This is a genomic window from Burkholderia sp. CpTa8-5 (assembly GCF_017815045.1).
Classification (GTDB): Bacteria; Pseudomonadota; Gammaproteobacteria; order Burkholderiales; family Burkholderiaceae; genus Burkholderia; species Burkholderia sola.
On the sequence record NZ_JAGIQD010000028.1, the window covers coordinates 51,804 to 77,452 of the forward strand.

26 protein-coding genes and 1 pseudogene are annotated in these 25,649 nt (G+C 68.8%); 17 read left to right on the top strand and 10 right to left on the bottom strand.

Features of this window, described 5'->3' with window-relative positions; genetic code table 11:
* Positions 1-32: 32 nt before the first annotated feature.
* From J8I35_RS29110 to J8I35_RS29125, 4 genes are all read right to left on the bottom strand, one after another.
* On the bottom strand, positions 33-479 hold the full coding sequence (locus tag J8I35_RS29110) for a nuclear transport factor 2 family protein (protein WP_050014558.1): 447 nt from the start codon (positions 477-479) through the stop codon (positions 33-35).
* Between the two features lie 115 nt (positions 480-594).
* Complete coding sequence (waaF, locus tag J8I35_RS29115) at positions 595-1,632, bottom strand: lipopolysaccharide heptosyltransferase II (protein ID WP_124680020.1); 1,038 nt, start codon at positions 1,630-1,632, stop codon at positions 595-597.
* A gap of 140 nt (positions 1,633-1,772) precedes the next feature.
* Positions 1,773-1,967: a zinc-finger domain-containing protein gene (locus J8I35_RS29120; protein ID WP_006482499.1), complete on the bottom strand. Its 195-nt coding sequence runs from the start codon at positions 1,965-1,967 to the stop codon at positions 1,773-1,775.
* Positions 1,968-2,017: 50 nt separating this feature from the next.
* Positions 2,018-2,941, bottom strand: coding sequence for a branched-chain amino acid transaminase (locus tag J8I35_RS29125; protein WP_006477940.1), 924 nt, complete (start codon positions 2,939-2,941; stop codon positions 2,018-2,020).
* Positions 2,942-3,147: 206 nt separating this feature from the next.
* Here J8I35_RS29125 and J8I35_RS29130 point away from each other — a divergent pair, with 206 nt between their 5' ends.
* From J8I35_RS29130 to J8I35_RS29140, 3 genes are all read left to right on the top strand, one after another.
* Positions 3,148-3,903, top strand: coding sequence for an AzlC family ABC transporter permease (locus J8I35_RS29130; RefSeq protein ID WP_050014553.1), 756 nt, complete (start codon positions 3,148-3,150; stop codon positions 3,901-3,903).
* On the top strand, positions 3,900-4,223 hold the full coding sequence (locus J8I35_RS29135) for an AzlD domain-containing protein (RefSeq protein ID WP_050014552.1): 324 nt from the start codon (positions 3,900-3,902) through the stop codon (positions 4,221-4,223). Before J8I35_RS29130 ends, J8I35_RS29135 begins: the two co-directional genes overlap by 4 nt.
* A 280-nt stretch (positions 4,224-4,503) precedes the next feature.
* The gene (locus tag J8I35_RS29140) at positions 4,504-5,700 is read left to right on the top strand and encodes a phosphoglycerate kinase (RefSeq protein WP_209928295.1); all 1,197 of its coding nucleotides are present in this window, start codon (positions 4,504-4,506) and stop codon (positions 5,698-5,700) included.
* A gap of 157 nt (positions 5,701-5,857) precedes the next feature.
* Here the strand turns inward: J8I35_RS29140 and J8I35_RS34885 are convergent, their stop codons facing one another.
* Positions 5,858-5,986 carry a hypothetical protein gene (locus tag J8I35_RS34885; RefSeq protein WP_256975618.1) on the bottom strand — a complete coding sequence of 43 codons (129 nt, stop codon included), beginning with the start codon at positions 5,984-5,986 and terminating at the stop codon, positions 5,858-5,860.
* Here J8I35_RS34885 and pyk point away from each other — a divergent pair.
* The 6 genes from pyk to J8I35_RS29170 all read left to right on the top strand — a co-directional run bounded on the left by pyk (position 5,985) and on the right by J8I35_RS29170 (position 12,789).
* The gene (gene pyk / locus J8I35_RS29145) at positions 5,985-7,421 is read left to right on the top strand and encodes a pyruvate kinase (RefSeq protein ID WP_050014704.1); all 1,437 of its coding nucleotides are present in this window, start codon (positions 5,985-5,987) and stop codon (positions 7,419-7,421) included. The two genes, J8I35_RS34885 and pyk, sit on opposite strands and share 2 nt — an antisense overlap.
* A 317-nt stretch (positions 7,422-7,738) precedes the next feature.
* Entirely contained in the window at positions 7,739-8,803 is a 1,065-nt protein-coding gene (gene fba / locus J8I35_RS29150) for a class II fructose-bisphosphate aldolase (RefSeq protein ID WP_050014549.1), read from the top strand.
* 233 nt (positions 8,804-9,036) lie between these two features.
* Positions 9,037-9,927, top strand: coding sequence for a phosphoribosylaminoimidazolesuccinocarboxamide synthase (locus J8I35_RS29155; RefSeq protein ID WP_027785305.1), 891 nt, complete (start codon positions 9,037-9,039; stop codon positions 9,925-9,927).
* A 13-nt stretch (positions 9,928-9,940) separates the two neighbouring features.
* Positions 9,941-10,462, top strand: coding sequence for a 5-(carboxyamino)imidazole ribonucleotide mutase (purE, locus tag J8I35_RS29160; RefSeq protein ID WP_050014544.1), 522 nt, complete (start codon positions 9,941-9,943; stop codon positions 10,460-10,462).
* A gap of 90 nt (positions 10,463-10,552) precedes the next feature.
* Complete coding sequence (locus J8I35_RS29165) at positions 10,553-11,749, top strand: 5-(carboxyamino)imidazole ribonucleotide synthase (RefSeq protein WP_209928297.1); 1,197 nt, start codon at positions 10,553-10,555, stop codon at positions 11,747-11,749.
* Between the two features lie 11 nt (positions 11,750-11,760).
* On the top strand, positions 11,761-12,789 hold the full coding sequence (locus J8I35_RS29170; RefSeq protein ID WP_050014541.1) for an L-threonylcarbamoyladenylate synthase: 1,029 nt from the start codon (positions 11,761-11,763) through the stop codon (positions 12,787-12,789).
* An 89-nt stretch (positions 12,790-12,878) separates the two neighbouring features.
* Here J8I35_RS29170 and J8I35_RS29175 read toward each other — a convergent pair whose 3' ends face one another.
* The 3 genes from J8I35_RS29175 to dacB all read right to left on the bottom strand — a co-directional run bounded on the left by J8I35_RS29175 (position 12,879) and on the right by dacB (position 16,895).
* The gene (locus J8I35_RS29175; protein WP_124556536.1) at positions 12,879-14,018 is read right to left on the bottom strand and encodes an SGNH/GDSL hydrolase family protein; all 1,140 of its coding nucleotides are present in this window, start codon (positions 14,016-14,018) and stop codon (positions 12,879-12,881) included.
* A gap of 96 nt (positions 14,019-14,114) precedes the next feature.
* Entirely contained in the window at positions 14,115-15,029 is a 915-nt protein-coding gene (locus J8I35_RS29180; RefSeq protein ID WP_209928299.1) for a sterol desaturase family protein, read from the bottom strand.
* A gap of 333 nt (positions 15,030-15,362) precedes the next feature.
* Positions 15,363-16,895 carry a D-alanyl-D-alanine carboxypeptidase/D-alanyl-D-alanine-endopeptidase gene (gene dacB / locus J8I35_RS29185; protein WP_050014537.1) on the bottom strand — a complete coding sequence of 511 codons (1,533 nt, stop codon included), beginning with the start codon at positions 16,893-16,895 and terminating at the stop codon, positions 15,363-15,365.
* Between the two features lie 185 nt (positions 16,896-17,080).
* Here dacB and J8I35_RS29190 point away from each other — a divergent pair, with 185 nt between their 5' ends.
* The 6 genes from J8I35_RS29190 (at position 17,081) to J8I35_RS29215 (ending at position 22,455) form a co-directional block, all read left to right on the top strand.
* Entirely contained in the window at positions 17,081-17,743 is a 663-nt protein-coding gene (locus tag J8I35_RS29190) for a response regulator (protein ID WP_050014536.1), read from the top strand.
* Positions 17,744-17,746: 3 nt separating this feature from the next.
* The gene (locus J8I35_RS29195; RefSeq protein ID WP_050014534.1) at positions 17,747-19,093 is read left to right on the top strand and encodes an ATP-binding protein; all 1,347 of its coding nucleotides are present in this window, start codon (positions 17,747-17,749) and stop codon (positions 19,091-19,093) included.
* A gap of 114 nt (positions 19,094-19,207) precedes the next feature.
* Positions 19,208-20,689: a DegQ family serine endoprotease gene (locus tag J8I35_RS29200; protein WP_089488779.1), complete on the top strand. Its 1,482-nt coding sequence runs from the start codon at positions 19,208-19,210 to the stop codon at positions 20,687-20,689.
* 104 nt (positions 20,690-20,793) lie between these two features.
* A complete protein-coding gene (locus J8I35_RS29205; RefSeq protein WP_089488778.1) occupies positions 20,794-21,231 on the top strand; it encodes a carboxypeptidase-like regulatory domain-containing protein in 438 nt (145 codons plus the stop codon).
* A 128-nt stretch (positions 21,232-21,359) separates the two neighbouring features.
* Positions 21,360-21,719: a DUF427 domain-containing protein gene (locus tag J8I35_RS29210; protein ID WP_050014528.1), complete on the top strand. Its 360-nt coding sequence runs from the start codon at positions 21,360-21,362 to the stop codon at positions 21,717-21,719.
* Between the two features lie 28 nt (positions 21,720-21,747).
* Positions 21,748-22,455 carry an SRPBCC domain-containing protein gene (locus tag J8I35_RS29215; protein WP_050014527.1) on the top strand — a complete coding sequence of 236 codons (708 nt, stop codon included), beginning with the start codon at positions 21,748-21,750 and terminating at the stop codon, positions 22,453-22,455.
* 51 nt (positions 22,456-22,506) lie between these two features.
* Here the strand turns inward: J8I35_RS29215 and J8I35_RS29220 are convergent, their stop codons facing one another.
* The gene (locus J8I35_RS29220) at positions 22,507-23,511 is read right to left on the bottom strand and encodes a helix-turn-helix domain-containing protein (protein WP_209928301.1); all 1,005 of its coding nucleotides are present in this window, start codon (positions 23,509-23,511) and stop codon (positions 22,507-22,509) included.
* Positions 23,512-23,663: 152 nt separating this feature from the next.
* On the opposite strand from J8I35_RS29220, the gene J8I35_RS29225 reads away from it, so the two are divergent.
* Positions 23,664-24,329, top strand: coding sequence for a cysteine hydrolase family protein (locus J8I35_RS29225; protein WP_209928303.1), 666 nt, complete (start codon positions 23,664-23,666; stop codon positions 24,327-24,329).
* 37 nt (positions 24,330-24,366) lie between these two features.
* On the opposite strand, the gene J8I35_RS29230 is transcribed toward J8I35_RS29225, so the two are convergent.
* Positions 24,367-25,008 carry a TetR family transcriptional regulator gene (locus J8I35_RS29230; RefSeq protein ID WP_209928304.1) on the bottom strand — a complete coding sequence of 214 codons (642 nt, stop codon included), beginning with the start codon at positions 25,006-25,008 and terminating at the stop codon, positions 24,367-24,369.
* Between the two features lie 408 nt (positions 25,009-25,416).
* On the opposite strand from J8I35_RS29230, the pseudogene J8I35_RS29235 reads away from it, so the two are divergent.
* Positions 25,417-25,649: pseudogene (locus tag J8I35_RS29235) on the top strand (efflux transporter periplasmic adaptor subunit); the annotation flags it as partial.

The window sequence follows — 25,649 nt, forward strand, 5'->3', positions numbered from 1 at the left end:
ATCGCCCCGCTAATGCGTTGCTTCGTTTTTCGTCAGTGCAGCGGACCCTGCCCGTGACGGATCTTCGCGGCGAATTGTCCGGCCGCTCGTTCAGGAATCGGGCTCGCGTGGATGTGCGCGATGCGCCATTCGCCACGTTCGTGGATCATCACGTACGTCGCGAAAACCATGTCGGGTTCGGCCGTCAGGTCGGCCTGCTGATGCGCTTCGGCGATCGTATAGACGACCGTGCCGAGGCTGTCGTACACGCGGATGTCGAGCGGCTCGATCGTGACGGGGCGCGTCGCGAGGCGATTGCCCAGCCCGCTGCGGATCTGGTCGAGGCCGTGCAGATGCTCGCCGTCCGCCCACACGCAGCTGGCGAAATCCTCGTCGATCCACAGCGCCAGCAGCGCGTCGAGATTGGCATCCGCGACGGCCTGGTAGTAGGCGTTCAGCGTATCGGCGGCAGCTTCGAACAGGCGGGCAAAACGTGGCATCGGGGTGGTCTCTCGCGCGCATCGCGCGCCGTATTCAGCACGGCGGCCCGGATCGAGCCGCCGTACACCGGTGAATCGGATTGCCCGGCGCGCCGTGCGACGCTGCCGGTCAGGGTCAGCGCTGCCCGACGAGCATGCCGCGCAAATCGCCGAATACCTGCTCGGGACCGAGTTCGCGCAGGCACTTCAGGTGGCCGAGCGGGCACTCGCGTTCGAAGCAGGGACTGCATTCGAGATGTAACCATTGTACCTTCGCCAGGTCCGACAGCGGAGGGGTATGGCGCGGATCGGTCGATCCGTACAACGCGACGAGCGGCCGGCGCAACGCGGCGGCGACGTGCATCAGCCCCGAATCGTTGGTGACGACCGCGTTCGCGCGCGCGATCAGCGCGCACGCCTCGGACAACGACGTCTGCCCGCACAGGTTGCGCACGTTCGGCGCGTGGTCGGCGATCGCCTGCGCGGCGGCCGAATCCTTCGGCGAGCCGAGCGCGACGATCTGCGTATACGGGAACGACTGGTGGACGATGGTCGCGAGCGACGCGAAGTGCTCGGGCGGCCAGCGCTTGGCCGGGCCGTATTCGGCGCCGGGGCAGAACACGACGAGCGGCTTGCGCGTATCGAGATTGAAACGTGCGGACACGCGCGCCGTCTCGTTCAGGTCGGCGTCCAGGCGCGGCGCGGGCAGCGTCTTCATCGACTCGGGCAGCTTCGCGCCCGGCGCGTACGCGAGCGCCGCGTAGTGGGTTGTCATCGGCGGCCGCTCGCCCGACTTGTCGGGGTTCGCGTGCCGCACGTTCAGCAGCCCGTAGCGGTGCTCGCCCGTATAGCCGATGCGCAGCGGAATGTTCGCGAGCCACGGGATCACCGCGGATTTCAGCGAATTCGGCAGCACGTACGCCGCGTCGTAGCCGACGTCGCGCAGGTCGCTCGCGAGCTGCCAGCGGCGCAGCAGCTGCAGCTTGCCGTGCGCGAGATCGGTCGCGTAGACATCGTGGATCTCGGGCATCCGCTCGAGCACGGGCGCGACCCAGGAGGGTGCGACGGCATCGATCGCGATGCGGGGATGGAGCTTTCTCAGCAGCGCAAAAAGCGGCTGCGCCATCAATGCGTCACCGATCCAGTTCGGTGCGATAACCAGCGCTCGACGCATCAGGTCGACTTCCGATGTCGTAATGAAGCACGGCGCACGGGCGCCGCGTTCGGGTTGCCAGAATGGGGAAGGGCGGCGCGCCGGACTGCCGGCTGCGCCGCCTTGCGGGTCGGCGGGCCGTCAGGCCCGGCCGCCGGGGCTCAGTGGCCCTTGACGACCTCGCCGTCGCGCAGCTTGTAGCGCGTGCCGCAGTACGGGCAGCGCGCCTCGCCGTGCGATACGTCGATGAAGACGCGCGGGTGCGCATTCCAGCGCGTCATGGCCGGGTTCGGGCAGTAGGCGGGAAGATCCTTGGCCGTCAGCTCGACCAGCGGCATTTCCTTGATTTCGCTCATGAGACTTTCTCTTATCACTCTTGTGTGGGGCGGTCGGTGGCGCGGCGCGCTCAGACCTTCGTCAGCCAGTGCGCGTACTTCGCGTTCTTGCCCGACACGATATCGAAAAACGCCGACTGGAGCTTTTCCGTGACGGGGCCGCGCGCGCCGCTGCCGATCGTGCGGTTGTCGAGTTCGCGGATCGGCGTGACCTCGGCGGCCGTGCCGGTGAAGAACGCTTCGTCGGCCGTGTAGACCTCGTCGCGCGTGATGCGCTTCTCGATGACCTCGATGCCGGCGTCCTTCGCGAGTGTGATGACCGTGTCGCGCGTGATGCCGTCGAGGCAGGACGACAGGTCGGGCGTATACAGCTTGCCGTTGTTCACGAGGAAGAAGTTCTCGCCGGAGCCTTCGGACACGTAGCCGTCGACATCGAGCAGCAGCGCTTCGTCGTAGCCGTCGGCCGTCGCTTCCTGGTTCGCGAGAATCGAGTTCACATACCAGCCGGATGCCTTCGCACGCACCATCGACACGTTCACGTGGTGGCGCGTGAACGACGACGTCTTCACGCGGATGCCCTTCGCGAGGCCGTCCTCGCCGAGGTACGCGCCCCACGGCCACGCGGCGATCGCGACGTGGATCGTGTTGCCCTTCGCGGCCACGCCGAGCTTTTCCGAGCCGACCCAGATGATCGGGCGCAGGTAGCACGACTCGAGATGGTTCTCGCGCACGACCGCGAGCTGCGCGGCTTCGAGCGTTTCGCGGTCGAACGGCACGTCCATCTGGAAGATCTTCGCCGAATTCAGCAGACGTTTGGTGTGCTCGCGCAGGCGGAAGATCGCGGTGCCGCCGTCGGCCGTCTTGTACGCGCGCACGCCCTCGAAGACGCCCATGCCGTAGTGCAGCGTATGGGTCAGGACGTGGATCTTGGCGTCGCGCCAGTCGATCAGCTTGCCGTCCATCCAGATCTTGCCGTCGCGGTCGGCCATTGACATAGGATTCTCCTGGAAGCGGTGATGTGCTGCGGGTGGTGTGCAGCGTTGAACCGGAAAGACGCTTATTTTAGCGTCATTTGGGGACGATCCGGTCGGGCGGCACGGGGCCGGCGCTATAATCGTCCGGTACCGATTCCAATAACGATGGGTCGCACGGCAGGAGGCGCCGGCGTCCCGACGAACCGCCCGCTGCGGCCCGCTTTCCGATGCTCGCTCGATTGTCCGCCACCGACCGCTTCGCGCTGATCCAGGGCGCGCGCGACTATTCCCCGACACTGATGGCGATCCTGTCCTGGGGGCTCGTCACCGGCATCGCGATGAGCAAGTCCGTGATGACGCTCGGGCAGGCGAGCGCGATGTCGCTGTTCGTCTACGCGGGCTCGTCGCAGCTCGCGGTGCTGCCGCTGCTCGCGGCGAAGCTGCCGATCTGGACCGTGTTGCTCACGGCCGCGATGGTCAACCTGCGCTTCGTGATCTTCAGCGCCGGGCTGGCGCCCCATTTTTCCTACCTGCCGCTGTGGCGGCGCCTCGCGATCGGCTATTTCAACGGCGACGTGATCTATCTGCTGTTCCAGAAACAGGGCTTCGCGTACGGCCGCGTGCCGGGCAAGGAAGCGTATTTCTGGGGGATGGCGCTCGCGAGCTGGGCGTCGTGGCAGGTGTCGTCGCTCGCCGGCATCCTGCTCGCGAGCGTCTTTCCCGCGAGCTGGGGGCTGGAGCTGGCCGGCACGCTCGCGCTGATCCCGATCATGGTGTCGGCGGTCGCGAACCGCTCGACGCTCGCGGCCGTCGCGGTCGCGGGCATCGTGTCGCTGATCGCGTTCGACCTGCCGTACCGGCTCGCGCTCCCGATCGCGGTGCTCGCCGCGCTCGCGGCCGGCTGCGCGGCCGATTTCTTCGTCGAGCGCGCCGACTGGCGGCGCATCCGGACCGAAACCGTGCACGAAAAGGACATCGAATGAGCGCGACCGAGATCTGGATCGTCATCGTCGGGATGACGATCGTCACGGCCGTCACGCGCGCGCTGTTCCTGATCGGCGGCGAGCGCACCGTGCTGCCCGAACGCGCGCAGCGCGCGCTGCGCTACGCGCCGGCCGCCGCGCTGGTCGCCGTCGTGTTGCCCGACGTGCTCGAAACGCCGGCCGGACTGTCGTTCGGGCTGTCCAATCATCCGTTCTACGCGGCGCTCGCCGGCCTCGGCTGGTTTTTGTGGCGGCGCAGCATGCTCGGCACGATCGTCATCGGGATGCTCGTGTTCACCGCACTGCGGCTGATCTTCTGATGCGCCGCCGTTCCGGCCCGATCACTGCCGGCCGGCTGTGCGCCTGTCTTGCTGCGATGCAGCAATTCGTCCGTTCCGGCGCGCGATCCCAAATAGGCGGAATTCGCCGTCGCACGGGTCAGTCTGCCGGATGGATCGGCTAGAATGCCCGTTCGAGATTTTTTACCCGTGCGCGTCTTGCGAACCGCCAGCCACGGCCGCATCCGGCGCCCTTTCGCGGCAGCCCGCGCACGTCCAGCGTGAACCCCCTTTCCCCATCCACCACTTCAATCTGTTCAACATGAGCCAAGTCAAGCGTCTTACCGACCTGATCGCCGCCGGCCAGCTCGCCGGCAAGCGGGTGTTCATCCGCGCCGACCTGAACGTCCCGCAGGACGACCAGGGCAACATCACCGAGGACACGCGCGTGCGTGCGTCCGTGCCGGCCATCCAGGCCGCGCTCGACGCCGGCGCGGCGGTGATGGTCACGTCGCACCTCGGCCGTCCGACCGAGGGCGAATTCAAGCCGGAAGACTCGCTCGCGCCGGTCGCGAAGCGTCTCGCCGACCTGCTCGGCCGCGACGTGCCGCTCGTCGCGAACTGGGTCGAGAACGGCGTGAACGTCGTGCCGGGCCAGGTCGTGCTGCTCGAGAACTGCCGCGTGAACAAGGGCGAGAAGAAAAATTCGGACGAGCTCGCGCAGAAGATGGCGAAGCTCTGCGACGTGTACGTGAACGACGCGTTCGGCACCGCGCACCGTGCGGAGGCAACCACCCACGGGATCGCGAAGTACGCGCCCGTGGCATGCGCGGGCCCGCTGCTTGCTGCGGAACTCGACGCGCTCGGCAAGGCGCTCGGCAACCCGGCGCGCCCGCTGGTGGCGATCGTCGCCGGTTCGAAGGTGTCGACCAAGCTGACCATCCTGAAGTCGCTGGCCGGCAAGGTCGACCAGCTGATCGTCGGCGGCGGCATCGCGAACACGTTCATGCTCGCGGCCGGCCTGTCGATCGGCAAGTCGCTCGCGGAAGCCGATCTCGTCGCCGAGGCGAAGGCGATCATCGACGAAGCGCGCGAGCGCGGCGCATCGGTGCCGATCCCGACCGACGTCGTCACCGCGAAGGAATTCTCGCCGACGGCCGCGGCCACGGTGAAGCAGGTCGCCGACATCGAAGCGGACGACATGATCCTCGACATCGGCCCCGATACGGCCAAGGCGCTCGCGAGCCAGCTCGAGAAGGCTGGCACGATCGTGTGGAACGGCCCGGTCGGCGTGTTCGAGTTCGACCAGTTCGGCAACGGCACCAAGACGCTCGCCGAAGCGATCGCCAAATCGTCCGCGTTCTCGATCGCGGGCGGCGGCGACACGCTCGCGGCCATCGCGAAGTACGGCATCCACGACCAGGTCAGCTACATCTCGACGGGCGGCGGCGCCTTCCTCGAGTTCCTCGAGGGGAAGAAGCTGCCGGCGGTGGAAGTGCTCGAAACGCGGGCGGCCTGAGCGTGGCGGCGCGCGCAGGGGTGACGAAGGCCGCGCGCTCCGCGAAAGCGGAGCAGCCGGCCGGCGCGGGCAAGCGCACACGCGCGCCCGCGCGGGCGAACACCGCCCCGCGCGCACCGGCGGCCGCCGGCGACGCGGCCGTGCAGCACCACGAGATTCAGAACAAAGCGATGCCGGGCGCCAGCACCGGCACGCCCCCCGGAACGGCGGCCGCTGGGCCTGCCGGTTCCGGCTCTCGCAGCGTTTCACCCAGCGCATCCACCTTGATCCAGATGAGGAGTTTCATGCAGCGCGCCACCAAGATAGTCGCCACGATCGGCCCGGCATCCAGTTCGCCGGAGATTCTGCTGCAGATGATGCAGGCGGGCCTCGACGTCGTGCGGCTCAATTTTTCGCACGGCACGGCCGACGATCACCGCCAGCGCGCCGAAATGGTGCGCGAGGCCGCCCGCAAGGTTGGCCGCGAGATCGCGATCATGGCCGACCTCCAGGGCCCGAAGATCCGCGTCGGCAAGTTCGAGAACGGCAAGACCACGCTCGTGCCGGGGCAGCCGTTCATCCTCGATGCGGGCTGCGAACTCGGCAACGACGAGCGCGTCGGCCTCGACTACAAGGAGCTGCCGCGCGATCTGAAGCCGGGCGACCTGCTGCTGCTGAACGACGGCCTGATCGTGCTGACCGTCGAGCGCGTGCTCGGCGACGAGATCCACACGATCGTCAAGGTGGGCGGCGAGCTGTCGAACAACAAGGGGATCAACCGCCAGGGCGGCGGCCTGTCGGCGCCGGCGCTGACCGCGAAGGACATGGAGGACATCCGCACCGCGATGTCGCTCGGCGCGGACCTCGTCGCGGTGTCGTTCCCGAAGAACGCGACCGACATGGAAATGGCGCGCCAGCTCGCGAACATCGCGGGCGCGCCGTACGGCATCAAGCCGAAGATGATCGCGAAGATCGAACGCGCGGAGGCGATTCCGGCGCTGCAGAGCATCCTCGACGCGTCCGACGGCATCATGGTCGCGCGCGGCGACCTCGCGGTCGAAGTGGGCAACGCGGCCGTGCCGGCGCTGCAGAAGCGGATGATCCGGATGGCGCGCGAGTCGAACAAGCTCGTGATCACCGCGACGCAGATGATGGAATCGATGATCTACGCGCCGGTGCCGACCCGCGCGGAAGTGTCGGACGTCGCGAACGCGGTGCTCGACGGCACCGACGCGGTGATGCTGTCGGCCGAGACGGCTGCCGGCAAGTATCCGGTCGTCACGATCGAGACGATGGCGGCCGTGTGCGTCGAGGCGGAAAAGTCGGAAGAAGTCGAGCTGGACAAGGACTTCCTCGACCGCACGTTCACGCGGATCGACCAGTCGATCGCGATGGGCGCGCTGTTCACCGCGTACCACCTGGGCGCAAAGGCGATCATCGCGCTGACCGAATCGGGCGCGACCGCGCTGTGGATGTCGCGTCACTACACGCACGTGCCGATCTTCGCGCTGACGCCGCGCGTCGGCAGCGAGCGCACGATGGCGCTGTACCGCAACGTGACGCCGCTGCACGTCGACTTCAACAGCGACCGCGATTCGGCGCTGCAGGCCGCGCTCGAGATCGTCGTCAAGCAGGGCTACGTGCAGCACGGCGACATGGTCGTGCTGACCGTCGGCGAGCCGATGGGGCAGGCGGGCGGCACCAACACGCTGAAGATCGTGCGGGTCGGCGAGCATTATTGAGCGCCGGCTGAACCGCATCGCGCCGGCCGGCAGACCGGCGGCCCGGATCGGCTGCAATCGATCCGGCACCGTTTTTTGCGCACAGGCCGCGCGGGGTCCGAAGCCCCGCGCGGCTTTTTTTCTCCTTTTTGGCCCGATTGTGCCGTGCGAACGTAACAAATTGCGAGCGGGCGCCACCGGGCGGTCGGAATCGGAGGCGCTTCGCGATAAAATGCGGCTATTCGACGCTCAGCCGCGCCGCGCCGTCCCGGTTCAGAGGGGAGTGAGCGCCGCGCCGGCGTCAGGGCGCACCGGTTTTCATTCCAAGGAGTTCCACAATGCCTCTCGTATCAATGCGTCAATTGCTGGACCACGCGGCAGAGCACGGTTACGGCCTGCCGGCCTTCAACGTGAACAACCTGGAGCAGGTCCAGGCGATCATGGCGGCGGCGGATCAGGTCGGCGCGCCCGTGATCATGCAGGCATCGGCCGGCGCGCGTAAGTACGCGGGCGAGCCGTTCCTGCGCCACCTGATCGAAGCAGCGGTCGAATCGTATCCGCACATCCCGGTCGTGATGCACCAGGATCACGGCCAGTCGCCGGCGGTATGCACGGCCGCGATCCGCAGCGGCTTCACGAGCGTGATGATGGACGGTTCGCTCGAAGCCGACGGCAAGACGGTCGCGTCGTACGAGTACAACGTCGACGTGTCGCGCAAGGTCGTCGAGATGGCGCACTCGATCGGCGTGACGGTCGAAGCCGAACTCGGCGTGCTCGGCTCGCTCGAGACGATGAAGGGCGACAAGGAAGACGGTCACGGCGCGGAAGGCACGATGACCCGCGAGCAACTGCTGACCGATCCGGAGCAGGCCGCCGACTTCGTGAAGCTCACGCAGTGCGACGCGCTCGCGATCGCGATCGGCACGTCGCACGGCGCGTACAAGTTTTCGAAGAAGCCGACGGGCGACATCCTGTCGATCCAGCGCATCAAGGAAATCCACGCACGCATTCCGAACACGCACCTGGTGATGCACGGTTCGTCGTCGGTGCCGCAGGAACTGCTGGCCGAGATCCGCGAATTCGGCGGCGACATGAAGGAAACCTACGGCGTGCCGGTCGAGGAAATCCAGGAAGGCATCAAGCACGGCGTGCGCAAGATCAACATCGACACCGACCTGCGTCTCGCGATCACCGGCGCGATCCGCCGCTACCTGTTCGAGAACCCGGGCAAGTTCGATCCGCGCGACTACCTGAAGCCCGCGCGCGAAGCCGCGAAGCAGGTGTGCGTCGACCGTTACCTCGCGTTCGGCTGCGAAGGCCAGGCCGGCAAGATCAAGCCGGTGTCGCTCGACAAGATCGCCGAGCAGTACAAGTCGGGCGCGCTCGCACAGGTCGTGCGCTGAGACTGTAGTACGATTGCCCCGCCCGGTTCTGCCGCCGGGCATGGGCTGGCTGCCCGTTCGGCCGGATTTGATCCGGCCCCGGCAGCCGTTCCGTCCGGCCGAACAAGGGCCGGCCGGCAGCCGCCCGGGTGCTGCGCCCGCCGGTTCGCCGACGTATTGCAAGACCGCCGTTCCCGCCTGCCGCGGGGAACGGCGTTTCCCTTTTTGTTTGGCTCCTTATCTGCGAAAAGACGATGTCTACCCTTTACGAATCCACGCTCCGCTCGCTGCCGCTTCTCGGTCGCGGCAAGGTTCGCGATAACTACGCGGTCGGCAACGACAAGCTCCTGATCGTCACGACCGATCGCCTGTCGGCCTTCGACGTGGTAATGGGCGAGCCGATTCCGAACAAGGGCCGCGTGCTGAACCAGATGGCGAACTTCTGGTTCGACAAGCTCGCGCACATCGTGCCGAACCACCTGACGGGCGACGCGCCGGAAGCGGTCGTCGCGGCCGACGAGGTCGAGCAGGTGAAGGGCCGCGGCGTGGTCGTCAAGCGCCTCGAGCCGATCATGATCGAAGCGGTCGTGCGCGGCTACCTGGCCGGCAGCGGCTGGAAGGAATACCAGGCGTCGGGCGCCGTGTGCGGCGTGCAGCTGCCGGAAGGCCTGCAGAACGCGCAGAAGCTGCCCGAGCCGATCTTCACGCCGGCCGCGAAGGCCGAGATGGGCGAGCACGACGAGAACATCACGTTCGAGGAAACCGAGCGCCGCATCGGCACCGAGCTGGCCGCGACGATCCGCGACATCTCGATCCGCCTGTACAAGGAAGCGGCCGACTACGCGGCGACGCGCGGCATCATCATCGCCGACACGAAGTTCGAATTCGGCCTCGACAACCACGGCAAGCTGTATCTGATGGACGAAGTGCTGACCGCCGATTCGTCGCGCTTCTGGCCGGCCGACCAGTACGAAGTCGGCACGAACCCGCCGTCGTTCGACAAGCAGTTCGTGCGCGACTGGCTCGAGGCGCAGCCGTGGGGCAAGACGGCGCCGGCGCCGGCGCTGCCGGCCGACGTCGTCGAGAAGACGGCCGCGAAGTACCAGGAAGCGCTCGAGCGCATCACGGGCCAGTCGCTTGCCTGATCGAGGAAGAGAAATGAGTGAAGTCCAGACCGCCCACACGCACAGCGCGCCGCTGATCGGCGTGCTGATGGGTTCGAGTTCCGACTGGGACGTGATGAAGCATGCGGTCGCCATCCTGCAGGAATTCGGCGTGCCGTACGAAGCGAAGGTCGTGTCCGCGCACCGGATGCCCGACGAGATGTTCGACTATGCGGAGAAGGCGCGCGAGCGCGGGCTGCGCGCGATCATCGCGGGCGCCGGCGGCGCCGCACACCTGCCCGGCATGCTCGCCGCGAAAACCACGGTGCCCGTGCTCGGCGTGCCGGTCGCGAGCAAATACCTGAAGGGCGTCGATTCGCTGCACTCGATCGTGCAGATGCCGAAGGGCGTGCCGGTCGCGACGTTCGCGATCGGCGAGGCCGGCGCCGCGAATGCCGCGCTGTTCGCGGTGTCGATCCTGTCCGGGAACTCGGTCGACTACGCGAACCGGCTCGCCGCGTTCCGCGTGCGCCAGAACGAAGCCGCGCACGCGATGGTGCTGCCGCCGCTGGAATGACGGCATGGCGCGCGGCCGCACGATGCGGCCGGCGCCGGATTTTCCTACTGCGGCGGGCCTTTCCGCGTTCCGCCGCGACCGACCACTGACATGACCGCAACTCCTGATTCCGTTTCCCCGATCCTGCCCGGCGCGTGGCTGGGCATGGTCGGCGGCGGCCAGCTCGGCCGCATGTTCTGCTTTGCCGCCCAGTCGATGGGCTATCGCGTCGCCGTGCTCGATCCCGATCCGACGAGCCCCGCCGGCGCGGTCGCCGATCGCCACCTGCGCGCGGCGTACGACGACGAAGCCGCACTCGCCGAACTGGCGGACCTGTGCGACGCCGTATCGACGGAGTTCGAGAACGTGCCGGCCGCGAGCCTCGATTTCCTCGCGCGCACGACGTTCGTCGCACCGGCCGGCCGCTGCGTCGCGGTCGCGCAGGACCGGATCGCGGAGAAGCGATTCATCGAGGCGTCGGGCGTGCCGGTCGCGCCGCACGTCGTGATCGAATCGGCGGCGGCGCTCGTCGCGCTCGACGATGCGGCGCTCGACGCGGTGCTGCCGGGCATCCTGAAGACGGCCCGCCTCGGCTACGACGGCAAGGGCCAGGTGCGTGTCGCCACCGCGCAGGAAGCGCGCGACGCGCATGCCGCGCTCGGCGGCGTGCCGTGCGTGCTGGAGAAGCGCCTGCCGCTGAAATACGAAGTGTCGGCGCTGATCGCGCGCGGCGCCGACGGCCGCTCGGCCGCGTTCCCGCTCGCGCAGAACGTGCATCACAACGGCATCCTCGCGCTGACGGTCGTGCCGGCGCCGGCGGCCGACGCCGCGCGCGTCGAAGAGGCGCAGCAGGCGGCCGTGCGGATCGCCGATACGCTCGGCTACGTCGGCGTGCTGTGCGTCGAATTCTTCGTGCTGGAGGACGGCTCGTTCGTCGCGAACGAAATGGCGCCGCGCCCGCACAACTCCGGCCACTACACGGTCGATGCGTGCGCAACGAGCCAGTTCGAGCAGCAGGTGCGCGCGATGACGCGCATGCCGCTCGGCAATCCGCGCCAGCATTCGCCGGCCGCGATGCTGAACATCCTCGGCGACGTGTGGTTTCCCAACGGTGCGGCGGCCGACGCCGTCACGCCGCCGTGGGACACGGTCGCCGCGATGCCGGCCGCGCACCTGCATCTGTACGGCAAGGAAGAAGCGCGCGTGGGCCGCAAGATGGGCCACGTGAACTTCACGGCCGAGACGCGCGACGAAGCCGTCGCCGCCGCCACCGCGTGCGCGCACCTGCTGCGCGTGCCGCTCGACTGAGGCGCGGGCCGATGTCCATCGATCTCCCGAAGCACGTGACGCCCGCGCAGATCGACGCGGCCGCCGCGCTGCTCGACGCGGGCCAGCTCGTCGCGTTTCCGACCGAGACCGTCTACGGGCTCGGCGGCGACGCGGCGAACCCCGAGGCCGTCGCGCGCATCTATGCGGCGAAGGGGCGGCCCGCGAACCATCCGGTGATCGTGCATCTGCCGCCCGGCGGCGACCCGGGCTATTGGGCCGACGACCTGCCGGCCGACGCGCACGCGTTGATCGATGCATTCTGGCCGGGCCCGCTCACGCTGATCCTGAAGCGCCATGCGCGCATTCCCGATGCCGTGAGCGGCGGGCAGGATTCGGTCGGGCTGCGCTGTCCGTCGCATCCGGTCGCGCAGGCGCTGCTGGCCGCGTTCAGCGCGCGGCGCGGCGGCCATGGCGGCGTGGCCGCGCCGTCCGCGAACCGGTTCGGCCACGTGAGTCCGACGACCGCGCAGCACGTGCGCGACGAGTTCGGCGATACCGTGCACGTGCTCGACGGCGGCGCGTCCGAAGTCGGCATCGAGTCGACGATTCTCGACCTGTCGCGCGGCTTCCCGGCGCTGCTGCGCCCGGGCCACGTGACGCCGCAACAGATCGCCGACGTGCTCGGCCGCGCACCGAGGCTGCCGGACGGCAGCGATGCGACGGCGCCGCGCGCGTCGGGCACGCTGAAAGCGCATTACGCGCCGCGCACGCCGCTCGCGCTGCTGCCGTTCGACGCGCTCGAGCCGCTGCTCGCGGCCGCGCAGACCGACGGCGAGCGCGTCGCGCTCGTCGCGCGCGCATCGCGGGCAGCGCACTGGGCGCAGGCCGACGGCGTGCATTTCATCGCGGCGCCGGAAGATCCGCAGGCCTATGCGCGCGACCTGTACGGGATGCTGCGGGCGCTCGACCGCGCGCAGGTCGCGCGCATCCTCGTCGAGAAGCTGCCCGAGACCGTCGAATGGATCGCGGTCAACGATCGTCTCGGCCGCGCGGCGGCCGCGTTCGAAGCGCGCGACTGACGCAGCCTTCGCCTTCAGCTCGAGAATGAAAAAACGCCTGACCGGCGCGAACCGGTCAGGCGTTTTCGCTTGGGCGCGTGGCCGGCGGCTTACTTGCCGACGCCGGATTTCGCGATCTGCTGTTCGACGTACTGCGCGAACAGCGCATGCAGGCGCGTGGTCGGGTGGACCGTGTCGGCGAACATGTAGGTCTGGTCCGCGTTCGCGACCGTGTAGGTCTGCGGCGAGCAGAACAGCGACGAGCCGAACGCGGTCGCGTTCGCGACGCCGTACTGCGTCGCGGCCTGGACCATCGCCTTCAGGTTGCAGGCCGTATCGGTGTTCTTCACGCTGAAGCCGTTCGCCTGGTAGTTGGCCGCGATGCCGTCCTGCCACGTGAACGAATCGACCACCGCGACCTTCGTGGTGTCGACCTTCAGCGCGGCCAGCGTGCCGGCCAGCGTCTGGTTGAAGAGGCCCGACAGTTGCGTGAACGCGGCCTGCGTGCCGCCCTGCAGCGCGAGCGGCGTGCTGCCGATGTCCGGCACGTTCGCGACGAACACGTGCGTGGCGCCTGCCGCGACGATCTGCTGGACGATTCCGCCGAGCTGCTGCGCGGCCAGGCCGATCGCCTGCGCCGCCGCGAGCTGCGCGGCCGGCGTATTGCCTTGCGCCTGCGCGACCTGGGCCTGGTAGAAGATGTCGTTCGCGCCGCCGTTGATCAGCACGATCTGGCCGGCGTTGAAGCTGCCGTGCTGCGTCAGGTACTGCTTGACCTGATCGGCGATCGGCGTGGTGGTCGCCTGCGCGTAGTCGGGGTTCGGCACGCTCGCGTCCGCATGGCCGATGCCCGGCTGCAGCGTCACGCGCGAGCCGCCCTGCGCGTAGCCGAGGCCGCCGGTGGCCTGCAGCGGGATGCCGAAGCCGCCCTGGTTGGCGGGCTGCAGCGTGTCGCCGTAGTACTGCGCGACGTTCTGCGTCCACACCTGGCCCGGGTTGGTCGTGAAGCGGCCGCCGCCGAAGCCGAGCTTGATTTGCGAGTAGGTGCCGACGTCGGACAGGCTGTCGCCGAACGACACGATTTGCATCTTCACGCCCGACGGCGGCGTGGTCGACGCGCTGCTGCCGTTGTTGTCGTCGCCGCCGCCGCATGCGGCGAGCAGCGCGAGCGCGGCGCCGGCGATCGCGACCTGCGCGGTGCGCAGCATGCGCCCACGCGTGCGGGAAAGTGCGTGTTGTTGTGTCTGCATCGTTCTATCTCCTCGTAGATATGGCCCTGATGTGTTTCTCATCTGCCGCGTGCCTGCTCGGTTCCGGGCTGCGCGGCGGCCGTTGGCTGAAACGGTTTATCGGTCGCGCGCAGCCGCCGGCGGCACGGTGCGCGGATCGGGGTTCGCGGCCTCGGCAATCTGCGCATGATAAGCGCTCGCCCATTCGGGCGGGCCGAAAATCGCGCGCAGCTTGTTGCGCCATCCGCCGACGCGCCACGCGTCGGACGCCATCGCCCCCCACTCGTGGAACGTCGCGACGAGCGGGTTGTTCGAGCCGAGCCGCTCGACGATTCCGTACTGCGGCGGATCGTCGGGCGTTTCGTCGACATAGCTGCCGAACAGGCGATCCCAGATCACCAGGACGCCTGCGTAATTGCGGTCGATGTAGCGCGCGTTGCGCGCATGGTGCGCGCGGTGGATCGACGGCGTGTTCAGCACGTATTCGAGCCAGCCGAGCTTGCCGATCGCCTGCGTGTGCACGAAGAACTGGAACGCGAGGTTGATCAGCACGATGCCGACGACCTGTTGCGGCGGAAAGCCGGCGAACGCGAGCGGCAGCCAGAACAGCCACATGCCCGAGACCGGGTACATCAGGCTCTGGCGGAACGCGGTCGAGAAATTCATCCGCTCGGACGAGTGGTGCACGACGTGCGCGGCCCACAGCCAGCGCACGCGATGACTCGCGCGATGGAACACGTAGTAGAGGAAGTCCTGCGCGACGAACAGCACCGCGAACGACAGCCAGCCGTCGTGCCACGTGTAAAGACGATAGTGCCGGTAGCAGTACGCATAGACGGGAATCACGAACAGCCATGCGAGCTTGTCGGCGCCCTGGTGCATCAGCGCGAGCGCCGCGTTGCACAGCGTGTCGCGCCACGCATAGATGCGGTCGTGCGCACGGGTGCGGGCGAGGTGCCAGGCCTCCCACGCGATGCAGAGCAGGAAGACGGGCGCCAGCGCGAGCAGAAGCAATTCGACGTCGAATCGCATGGGCGAGTGTCTCCTTCGTTCCCCTGCAAGCCATGAGGCCGGGCGTGTGGCCCGTTGTAGATATCGGTCAGGCCAACAGCCTACGCAATCGCCGCGCGCTAGGCGAGGGGGCAGCGTAGAGGGTTCCCTCTGAGGACAGGGTTTCTACGGAATCCGTACTGCACGGGGCCGGGCGGTGCGGCCCCGTTTTGCGGGCATGGCGTGCGCACAGCGCGTTGCACGAGGGTGGCGGCGGCGTTTCAAACCGCGCAGCGCGAAATTTCGCGGGCGACGCGGAGCAGCGGGAGCGCGGGCCGCGTTGTCACGACGGCCCGATGCGCGGTGCGCGGAGCGTCAGTGCGCGCCCGCGTAGATCCACTCGAGCAGCGTGTCGTGCGCGGCGCGTGCGCCTTCCGCGCGATCGTCGTTGATGAAGCTGACGACGACGTAGCTCTGGCCGTCCGCGCCGGCGACGTAGCCGGCGATCGCGCGCACGTCGCGCAGCGTGCCGGTCTTGATGTGCGCGTTACCGAGCACGCCCGCGTTGGTGAGGCGGTTCTTCATCGTGCCGTCGATGCCGGCGATCGGCAGCGAATCGACGAACGCCTGCGCGACCGGGCTCGCGTTCGCGGCCTGCAGCAGCGCGGCGAGCGACAGCGCGCTCACGTGCTCTTCGCGCGACAGCCCCGAGCCGTTCTCGAGCACGAGATCGGGCATCGCGATGCCGTTCTTCTGCAGGAACGCCTGGATCGCGCGGCTCGACTGCTCGGGCGTCGCGGGCGGCTTGCCGCTGACCGCGCCGATCGTCAGGAACAGGTTGCGCGCCATCACGTTGTTGCTGAACTTGTTGATGTCGTAGACGATGCTGCCGAGCACCGGGCTGTGATGCACGGCGAGCGGCCGCGCGGTGGTCGGCACCTTGCCTTCGCTCACGGGCCCCGCGATCGTGCCGCCGTCCTGCTGCCACAGCGCGAGGAAGCCGCGTGCGAAGAACGTCGTGTGATCGAGGATCGCGAGGTTGGTCGTGTGCGCGCCGCAGCGCAGCGGGTAGTCGCCGGCGAACGACGCGGTCATGATCCCGCCGCCGGCGGTCAGCGTCGGGCGCGCGGCCGCGGCGGCCGCGCTGCACGAGCCCGAGCCTTCGACGAGCTGGTTGTCGATCGACAGGTCCGCGAGCGGCGGCAGCACGTCGACGGCGACCTTGCCGTCGTCGCCCGGCGTGACCGTGAACGACACGGCCTTGAATGCGTACAGCAGCGGATCGGGGCCGACGTTGTACGGCGCGCTTGCATCGTCGTCGAATGACGGCAGGTCGCGCGTCGACGCCGCGAAATAGCTCTTGTCGAGCACGAGGCCGCCGGCCACGCGCTTGACGCCGGCCTTCCGCAGCTTGTCGACGAGGTCGATCAACTCTTCGGGCACGAGCTTCGGATCGCCGGTGCCCTTGATGTACAGGTTGCCCTGCAGCGTGCCGTCGGGATCGATCGTGCCGTCCGTGTACGCGGTCGTGCGCCAGCGGTAGTCGGGGCCGAGGATCGACAGGCCCGAGAAGGTCGTCACGAGCTTCATCGTCGAGGCCGGCAGCATTGGCCGGCTCGCATTCCACGCGATCAGCGGTTGCGGATCGCCGACGCGCTCGACCACGACGCTCATCGCCGATGCCGGCACCTTCGCGCGCTGCAGCGCGACGAGCACCGATGCCGGCAGGCCGGCCGCGCGTGCGGCCGGCGACACGACGGCGCTCTTGCGCGCTTCCTTGTGGGATTTCTTGCGGGCCTGCGCGGGCGGCGCGAACGCGAGCGCGGTGCAGGTGGCGACGACGGCGGCCGCCCGCAGGCAGACGCGGGCGCGAGGGGCGAACCGGGCGGAAAGATCGGAAATCGGCATGGGCGAATACGGGAAAAGCGGGGGCTCGGGCAGGGCGCGCGGGGCGCCGAAGCGCACATTGTAGAGACAAGTCGCGGCACGCCCCTTGCAATCCGCCTTACTGTTGCATTGCAGGGTGCCGCGCACGCGATTCGCGGCGCTACAATGGTCGCCGTGTTTGACTCGCCCCATGGATGCGTGGCCCGATGCGGATTCTGCTTGTCGAAGATGATCGAATGATTGCCGAAGGCGTGCGCAAGGCGCTGCGCTCGGACGGCTTTGCGGTCGACTGGGTGCAGGACGGCGACGCCGCGCTCACCGCGCTCGGCGGCGAGACATACGATCTGCTGCTGCTCGATCTCGGGCTGCCGAAGCGCGACGGCATCGACGTGCTGCGCACGCTGCGCGGGCGCGGGCTGGCGCTGCCGGTGCTGATCGTCACCGCGCGCGACGCGGTCGCCGATCGCGTGAAGGGGCTCGACGCGGGCGCCGACGACTACCTCGTCAAGCCGTTCGATCTCGACGAGCTCGGCGCGCGGATGCGCGCGCTGATCCGCCGCCAGGCCGGGCGCAGCGAATCGCTGATCCGCCACGGCGCGCTGACGCTCGATCCGGCCGCGCACCAGGTGACGCTCGACGGCGCGCCCGTCGCGCTGTCCGCGCGCGAGTTCGCGCTGCTCGAGGCGCTGCTCGCGCGGCCGGGCGCGGTGCTGTCGAAGAGCCAGCTCGAGGAGAAGATGTACGGCTGGGGCGAGGAGATCGGCAGCAACACGGTCGAGGTCTACATCCACGCGCTGCGCAAGAAGCTCGGCTCGGACCTGATCCGCAACGTGCGCGGGCTCGGCTACATGGTCGTCAAGGAAAGCTGACGCGTGCGGTCGATTCGTCATCAATTGCTGATCTGGCTGCTCGCGATCGTGGTCGCGGGCGTGGGCATGGCGGGCTGGCTCATCTACCGGCAGGCGCTCGCCGAGGCGAACGAACTGTTCGACTACCAGCTGCAGGAAATCGCCGCGGCGCTGCCGTCCGAGCCGTTCTCGCAGGTGTTCGGCTCGCGCACCAACGGCGACGAAGGCATCGTGATCCAGATCTGGAACCGCAACGGCGTGCTGATGTACTTCTCGCATCCGCGCGCGCCGATCGCGCCGCGCGCGGAGCTCGGCTTCTCGACCGAGCGCACCGATCGCGGCGAATGGCGCGTGTACGGCGCGATCGTCGGCGACAACGTCGTGCAGCTCGCGCAGCCGCTGTCGGTGCGCAACCGGCTCGCGGCGAACGTCGCGCTGCGCACGCTGTGGCCGCTGATCGTGCTGCTGCCGTTCCTCGGCGCGGCCGTGTGGGGGATCGTCGGGCGCGGGCTCGCGCCGCTCGGCCGCGTGACGCGCGCGGTCGAGGCGCGCCGGCCGGAAGCGCTCGATCCGCTGCCCGACGGCCGGCTGCCGCTCGAGGTGCAGCCGCTCGTGCGGGCGCTGAACGGGCTGCTCGCGCGATTGTCGTCGGCGCTCGACACGCAGAAGGCGTTCGTCGCCGACGCCGCGCACGAATTGCGCACGCCGCTCGCGGCCGTGCAGATCCAGGCGCAGCTCGTCGCGCGCGCGAAGGACGATGCATCGCGCCGCGAGGCGATCGCGGATCTCCAGGACGGCGTGTCGCGCGCGACGCGCCTCACCGAGCAACTGCTCGCGCTCGCCCGCGCCGAGCCGGACGGCGCGACGATGCGCGAACCGGTCGACCTGCAGGCGCTGCTCGCCGAATGCGTGGCCGCGCATGCGCCGCTCGCGCAGCGGCACGACATCGATCTCGGCTTCGAGGAAACGCGCGCGGCGAGCGTCGTCGCGGACGTCGGCGCGCTGCGCGTGATGTTCGGCAACCTGCTCGACAACGCGGTGAAGTACACGCCGGACGGCGGCCGCATCGACGTGTCGCTGACGCGCGACGCGGCCGGCCGCGCGTGCGTGCAGATCGCCGACAGCGGGCCGGGCATTCCGGCCGACGAGCGCGAGCGCGTGTTCGACCGCTTCTATCGCGACAGCACGGCGCGCGCGCGCACCGACGTGTCGGGCAGCGGGCTCGGGCTCGCGATCGTCAAGCGCGTGGCCGCGCAGCAGGGCGCGACGGTGTCGCTCGGCGATGCGGCCGCGGGCGGCCTGCTCGTCAGCGTCGTGTTCCGCGATGCCGAGATGCCGGCCCAGGCGCCGCAGCCTTCCGAATCCGCCTGAAGGGACGCGGGGCCGGCCCGGCGCCGGAGGTCGCTTAAGCCCCGCTTAAGGCTGATTAAGCCTCCTTTAAGTCAGGGTCGTTACGCTGCGTCCTAACAACGAGGAGGTCCTACGATGAACACCCGATTCCTTGCACGCGGCACCGTCGCGGTCGCCGTGGCGGCCGCCCTGTCGGCAGGCTATTTCGCCGGTACCCGCCGCGCCGATCCGCAGATCATCACGCCCGCGCAGGCCGCCATGATGCCGGCCGAAGCCGCCGCCAAGACCGGCATCCCCGATTTCTCCGGGCTCGTCGAGACCTACGGCCCGGCGGTCGTGAACATCAGCGCGAAGCATGTCGTGAAGCAGGTGTCGCGGCGCGCGCCGCAGCCGCAACTGCCGATCGATCCGAGCGACCCGTTCTACCAGTTCTTCAAGCACTTCTACGGCCAGGTGCCGGGCATGGGCGGCGACGCGCAGCCGGACGACCAGCCGAGCGCGAGCCTCGGGTCGGGCTTCATCGTCAGCGCCGACGGGTACATCCTCACCAATGCGCACGTGATCGACGGCGCGAACGTCGTCACGGTCAAGCTGACCGACAAGCGCGAATACAAGGCGAAGGTCGTCGGCTCCGACAAGCAGTCCGACGTCGCCGTGCTGAAGATCGACGCGAGCGGCCTGCCGACCGTGAAGATCGGCGATCCGGCGCAGAGCAAGGTCGGCCAGTGGGTCGTCGCGATCGGCTCGCCGTACGGCTTCGACAACACGGTCACGTCGGGCATCATCAGCGCGAAGTCGCGTGCGCTGCCGGACGAGAACTACACGCCGTTCATCCAGACCGACGTGCCGGTGAACCCCGGCAACTCGGGCGGCCCGCTGTTCAACCTGCAGGGCGAGGTGATCGGCATCAACTCGATGATCTACTCGCAGACGGGCGGCTTCCAGGGCCTGTCGTTCGCGATCCCGATCAACGAGGCGATCAAGGTGAAGGACGAGCTCGTGAAGACGGGCCACGTGAGCCGCGGCCGTCTCGGCGTGGCCGTGCAGGGGCTGAACCAGACGCTCGCGAGCTCGTTCGGGCTGCCGAAGCCGGACGGTGCGCTCGTCAGCTCGGTCGACGCCAACGGTCCGGCCGCGAAGGCCGGCCTGCAGCCGGGCGACGTGATCCTGTCGGTCAACGGCTCGCCGGTCGCCGATTCGACGTCGCTGCCCGCGCAGATCGCGAACCTGAAGCCGGGTTCGAAGGCCGAGTTGCAGATCTGGCGCGACAAGTCGAAGAAGTCGATCAGCGTGACGCTCGGCGCGATGGCCGATGCGAAGCTCGCGTCGAACGACGGCGGGCCGGTCGAGCAGGGTCGTCTGGGTGTCGCGGTGCGGCCGCTGTCGCCGCAGGAGCGCAACGCCGACAACCTGTCGCACGGGCTGATCGTGCAGCAGGCCGGCGGGCCGGCCGCCAACGCGGGCATCCAGCCCGGCGACGTGATCCTCGCGGTGAACGGCCGCCCGGTCACGAGCCCCGAGCAGTTGCGCGACGCGGTGAAGGGCGCGGGCAACAGTCTTGCTCTGTTGATCCAGCGCGATAATGCACAGATCTTCGTGCCGGTCGACCTGAGCTGACCGGCCACGGCCGACGGCCGGCCCGGCCGGCCGCGGCGGGCGCCGCCGCCGCTCGATCGCGTGACGCTGCGCCCCGTATGTGTTCCGACCCCAAGGAGAGAGCCATGCAACATCTACGCAACGTGTCCCGATTTGCCGTCGCCGCGGCGCTGACCGCCGGCCTCGCGGCCGGTGCGACCGGCGCGTACGCGCAGTCGGACGGTCTGCCCGCCGCGAGCCAGCAAGGCGATATCAGCTATGTGTCGGGCGGTATCGGCAAGGACCAGTCGACGGCATTCCAGAGTAACGAGGCGTCATGGCCGCTGGCGCTGCGCTTCACCGGCAAGGGCGGCGAGTTCCTGGCCGACGTCCATGTCCGGATCGTCGACGGCAAGGGCACCGAGGTGCTGGCGACCGACGCGCGCGGGCCGTACATGCTGGTGAAGCTGCCGCCGGGGCGCTATACGGTGCATGCGTCGTACCAGGGCAGCGACGAATCGCGCGCCGTCACGGTCGGCGCGAAGGGCGGCGCGAAAGCCGCGTTCCAGTGGAGTGCGCAGTAGCCGCCCGCGCGCGGCCCGGGCCCGGGACGCGCACTCGGACGAAGTTTCGCCCATAATGAAAGCCACGGCATGCGTGCCGTGGCTTTTTCGTTTCCTGCCCGGCCTGGCGGCCGCCCGAAGGAGAAACGATGTCCGATGCAGCCGACCCCCGACTCGAAATCGTGCCGAACCGTCATCGCGTGCGCGTGATCCATCGCGGCATCACCTATGCCGATTCGCACGGCGCGCTGACCGTGCGTGAAGCGGGGCTCCCGGACATCCACTACCTGCCGCGCAGCGACGTCAACATGCGCCGGCTCGTGAAATCGGGCGTCACGACCGCCTGCCCGTTCAGGGGGCAGGCCGTGCATTTCGACTTGCAGACGGAAGACGGCGTGATCGAGAACGCCGCATGGAGTTACGAAGAACCGAAGGAGGCGGCCGCCGTGCTCGCGCACTACGTCGCCTTCGATGTCGCACGGGTCGACAGTCTCGTCGAGACGTCCTGATGCGGCGCGCGTTCATCGGGGAGGCGTCATGGAATTGAACGACACGTTACGCGTACCGCTCGCGCCGCCTGTCGTGCGGGAAGCGCTGGAGGATCTCGCGCTGCTGCGTGCGAGCTTCGATCATTGCGAATCGTTCGTGAAACTCGCGCACGGCGAGTTCGCGCTGACGATCACGGTGCCGCTGGGCCCGCTGCGCGCCCGCTACGACGTGCGCGCGCATGCGGCCGCCGAACAGGGCGACGCGGAAGGGCAGCCGCGCCGCGTGCTCAACTTCAAGGCGCGGGCCGACGGCCTCGGCGCGCTGCGCGGCCAGGTCGAGCTCGTGCTGATGCCGGATGACGATGCGACCGCCACGCGCATCGAGTACGTGGTCTGGGCGACGGCGAGCGGGCCGCTCGCGGAGTTGCCGGGGCGGCAGATCGACAATGCGCTGCGCGAATGGACCGACGCGTTCTTCCGCGAGTTCTGCGCGGTCGTGCAGGCGAAGCACGGCCTCGCGCCGAATCGCGCGAGCGCCGCCGCGCAGCGACGCCAGCATGTCTTTCTGCGGCCGGCATCGCTGATGGCCGCGACGAAGCGTTCGCTGCCGCCGCATCTCGGCGGTACGCTGAGCGGGCGGGCGGCGAGCGCGCTCCGGCATCGCGATTCCGGCACGGTGCCCGTGTGGGCCTGGGCGGCGATGATCGTGTTCGTCGCGCTGCTGCTTTACGCGGCACGCTGGTTCAACGGCGGCTGAGCGGTCGCCCGGTTCCGCGTCACGGCCTGCGTCGCGCCCGCACGGCGCGTATCACCGTCCCGCGTCGTTACCGGCGCCGGCGCCGCGAAATTCCCTTCGATATGCAGACGGCGACGTGCCGAGCGCGCCCGCGAAACGCTGGCGCAGCGACACGCTCGAGCCGTAGCCGGCCGCCTGCGCGATCGCGTCGATCGATTGTCCGGTGGTTTCGAGCAGATGCTGCGCGCGCGCGAGCCGCTCGGCCTGCAGCCACGCGGTGACGGTCGTGCCCGTCGCCTGGCGGAAGTGACGCGTGAACGTGCGCCGACTCATCAGCACGCGTTCGGCGAGCGAATCGACGCTATGCGCGGCGTCGAGATGGGCGCGCACCCAATCGAGCAGGCCCGCGAGCCGCGCATCGCGCGGGTGCGCGGCGACCGGTTGCGGCACGTACTGGGCCTGGCCGCCCTGGCGGTGCGGCGGGATCACGAGGCGGCGCGCGATCCGGTTCGCGGCGTCCGAGCCGAAGCGTCGCCGCACGACGTGCAGGCAGCAGTCGAGGCCTGCCGCCGTGCCGGCCGACGTCATCAGGTTGCCGTCGCCTACGTACAGCACGTCGGGATCGAGTCGCACGCGCGGAAAGCGCTGCGCGAAATCGTCGGCCCACGCCCAGTGCGTGGTGGCCGGGCGGCCGTCGAGCAGCCCCGCCGCGGCGAGCACGTACGCGCCGAGGCACAGGCCGACGAGCTCGGCGCCGCGCGCGGCGACCGCGCGCACCGCATCGAGCAGCGCGTCGGGCGGCGTTTCGTCCGGGTCGCGCCACGAAGGCACGATGACGATGTCCGCATCGTCGAGCGCGTCGAGCCCGTACGGCGCGGTGATCGTGAAGCCGCCCGTGGTCGCGAGCGGGCCGCGCTCGGCCGAGCAGACGCGGAATTCGAACACGGGCGACACGGCCGCGTCGCGTTCCTTGCCGAACACGACCGATGGCACCGACAGATGGAACGGGCTGATGCCGTCGTACGCGATCACGGCGACGACGGTCGGAGCGGACGGGGACGAGGCGACGGCGGGCATGGCGGACTCCGGAACGGCGATGGCCCGATTTTATCGAAGAATGGCTATTGGGCCACTATCGACGCACGCCATGCGGCCCGACAATGCATTGCATCGCACTGCTGGCCGCCCCGCTCCGGGGCGGGGCAGCGCCTCCCGACCAGGAGCTCGCCATGTCGAATGCCGCCTCGCATTCCGCTTCCCGTCCCGCCAACCGCCGCGCGCTGATCGTGATCGACGTGCAGAACGAATACGTGACCGGCAACCTGCCGATCGAATATCCGCCGCTCGACGTGTCGCTCGCGAACATCGGCCGTGCGATCGACGCCGCGCACGCGGCCGGCGTGCCGGTGATCGTGGTGCAGCACGTCGCGCCGGCGGGCGCGCCGATTTTCGCGCCCGGCAGCGACGGCGTCGCGCTGCACGCGGTGGTCGCGAGCCGGCCGTACGCGCATCGGATCGAGAAGGCGCAGGCAAGCTCGTTCGCCGGCACCGATCTCGCCGCGTGGCTCGACGCGCACGGGATCGACACGCTCGCGGTGGCCGGCTACATGACGCACAACTGCAATGCGTCGACGGTCTATCACGCGGCGCATGCGGGGCTGAAGGTCGAGTACCTGAACGACGCGACGGGCACGTTGCCCTACGAGAACGAAGCGGGCGCGGTGAGCGCCGAAGAGATTCACCGCGCGTACGGGGTGGTGTTCCAGTCGAATTTCGCGGCGGTGATGTCGACCGACGCGTGGATCGCGGGACTGGCCGGCGCGCCGATGCCGGCGCGCGATTCGGTGGCCGCGTCGAACCGGCGGGCCCGCGCGCGGCGCGCGAAGGCGGCCTGACCCTGCGCGGCGACGGGGCGTGCGACGCGCCGCGCGGTCAGTCGCCGTCCTTCAGCATCGCCGGGCTGTAGCGCAGCATGTCGAAGCAGCCGTCGACGAGCTTTTCCGCATGCTGCTCGGCGTCGATCTCGTCGGGCAGCATCAGCATGTCGCGCACGAAGCCGCTGACGAGCGTGTGCAGCATCAGCGTCGCGCGCCACGTATCGAGCCGCTCGGGCAGCAGCTTGAGCCCCACGGCCACCGCGAGATCGGCGTCGATCATGTGCAGCGCCTCGCTCATCCCCGCGCGGTTGCGCTGGAGCAGCGGCTCCATGTCCGCGACGTATTCGCACTTCATGAACATGATGCTGAACACGCGCCGCAGCTGCGGGTCGCGCTGCACGCCGAGCAGGCACCAGATCAGGATCTGGCGCACCTTCTCGAGCGGATTGCCGCCCGGCGCGTCGAGCGGCATCCGCTTCAGTTCGTCGATCGGCAGGAGCACGCGGTTGAACATCGCATCGAACAGTTCGCTCTTGTTCGCGAAATGCCAGTAGATCGCGCCGCGCGTCACGCCGGCGTGCTGGGCGATGTCCGCGAGCGACGTGTGCGACACACCTTTCTCGAAGAACACGTGTTCGGCGGCGTCGAGAATGCGATTGCGCGTCTCGAGCGCCTCCTCCTTGGTACGTCTGACCATGTGCAGGCCTGATTGGATCGATCGTCGGTGAATAGAGGGTCGCCACCCCTCGTCGCCGTCATGCAGACGGGCTATGCTTGCTTCCGGTAACAATTCGTAAGACTGGACAGCCGGCGGCGTACAAACGGGCTTTTTACATACATTCGTGAATGTATATACAATACCACCCTACGATCGAATGACCCAAGTGGCAATCAGTTAATATCCCACTCTGCTGATTCCCGCCCTAGTACTTGTCCGCAGTTCGCGGCGTCCCGTCGGCACGGAGGTCTCGTGCCGACTTGCTGTATCCAGCAGTCTCTAGCAGTCCAGTAATTCAGGTGTTCGATCAGCGCCGCGAGGCGCATCCGTGTTGCGCTCCGCTCGGGCGCGGCACTTATTCCATTGGTTATACACAGAGGTCGCTCCATGCGCGTCGAACGGGTTCCATACCGCTTAATCACTGTCGCGACGGCCGCCGTTTTCCTGGCCGCGTGCGGGAAAAAAGAATCGGCACCGCCGCCGCAAACGCCGGAAGTCGGCGTCGTCACCGTCCAGCCGCAAGCCGTACCGGTCTTCACCGACCTGCCGGGCCGCACCAGTGCATTCCTCGTCGCGCAGGTCCGCGCGCGGGTCGACGGCATCGTGCTGCGCCGCGAATT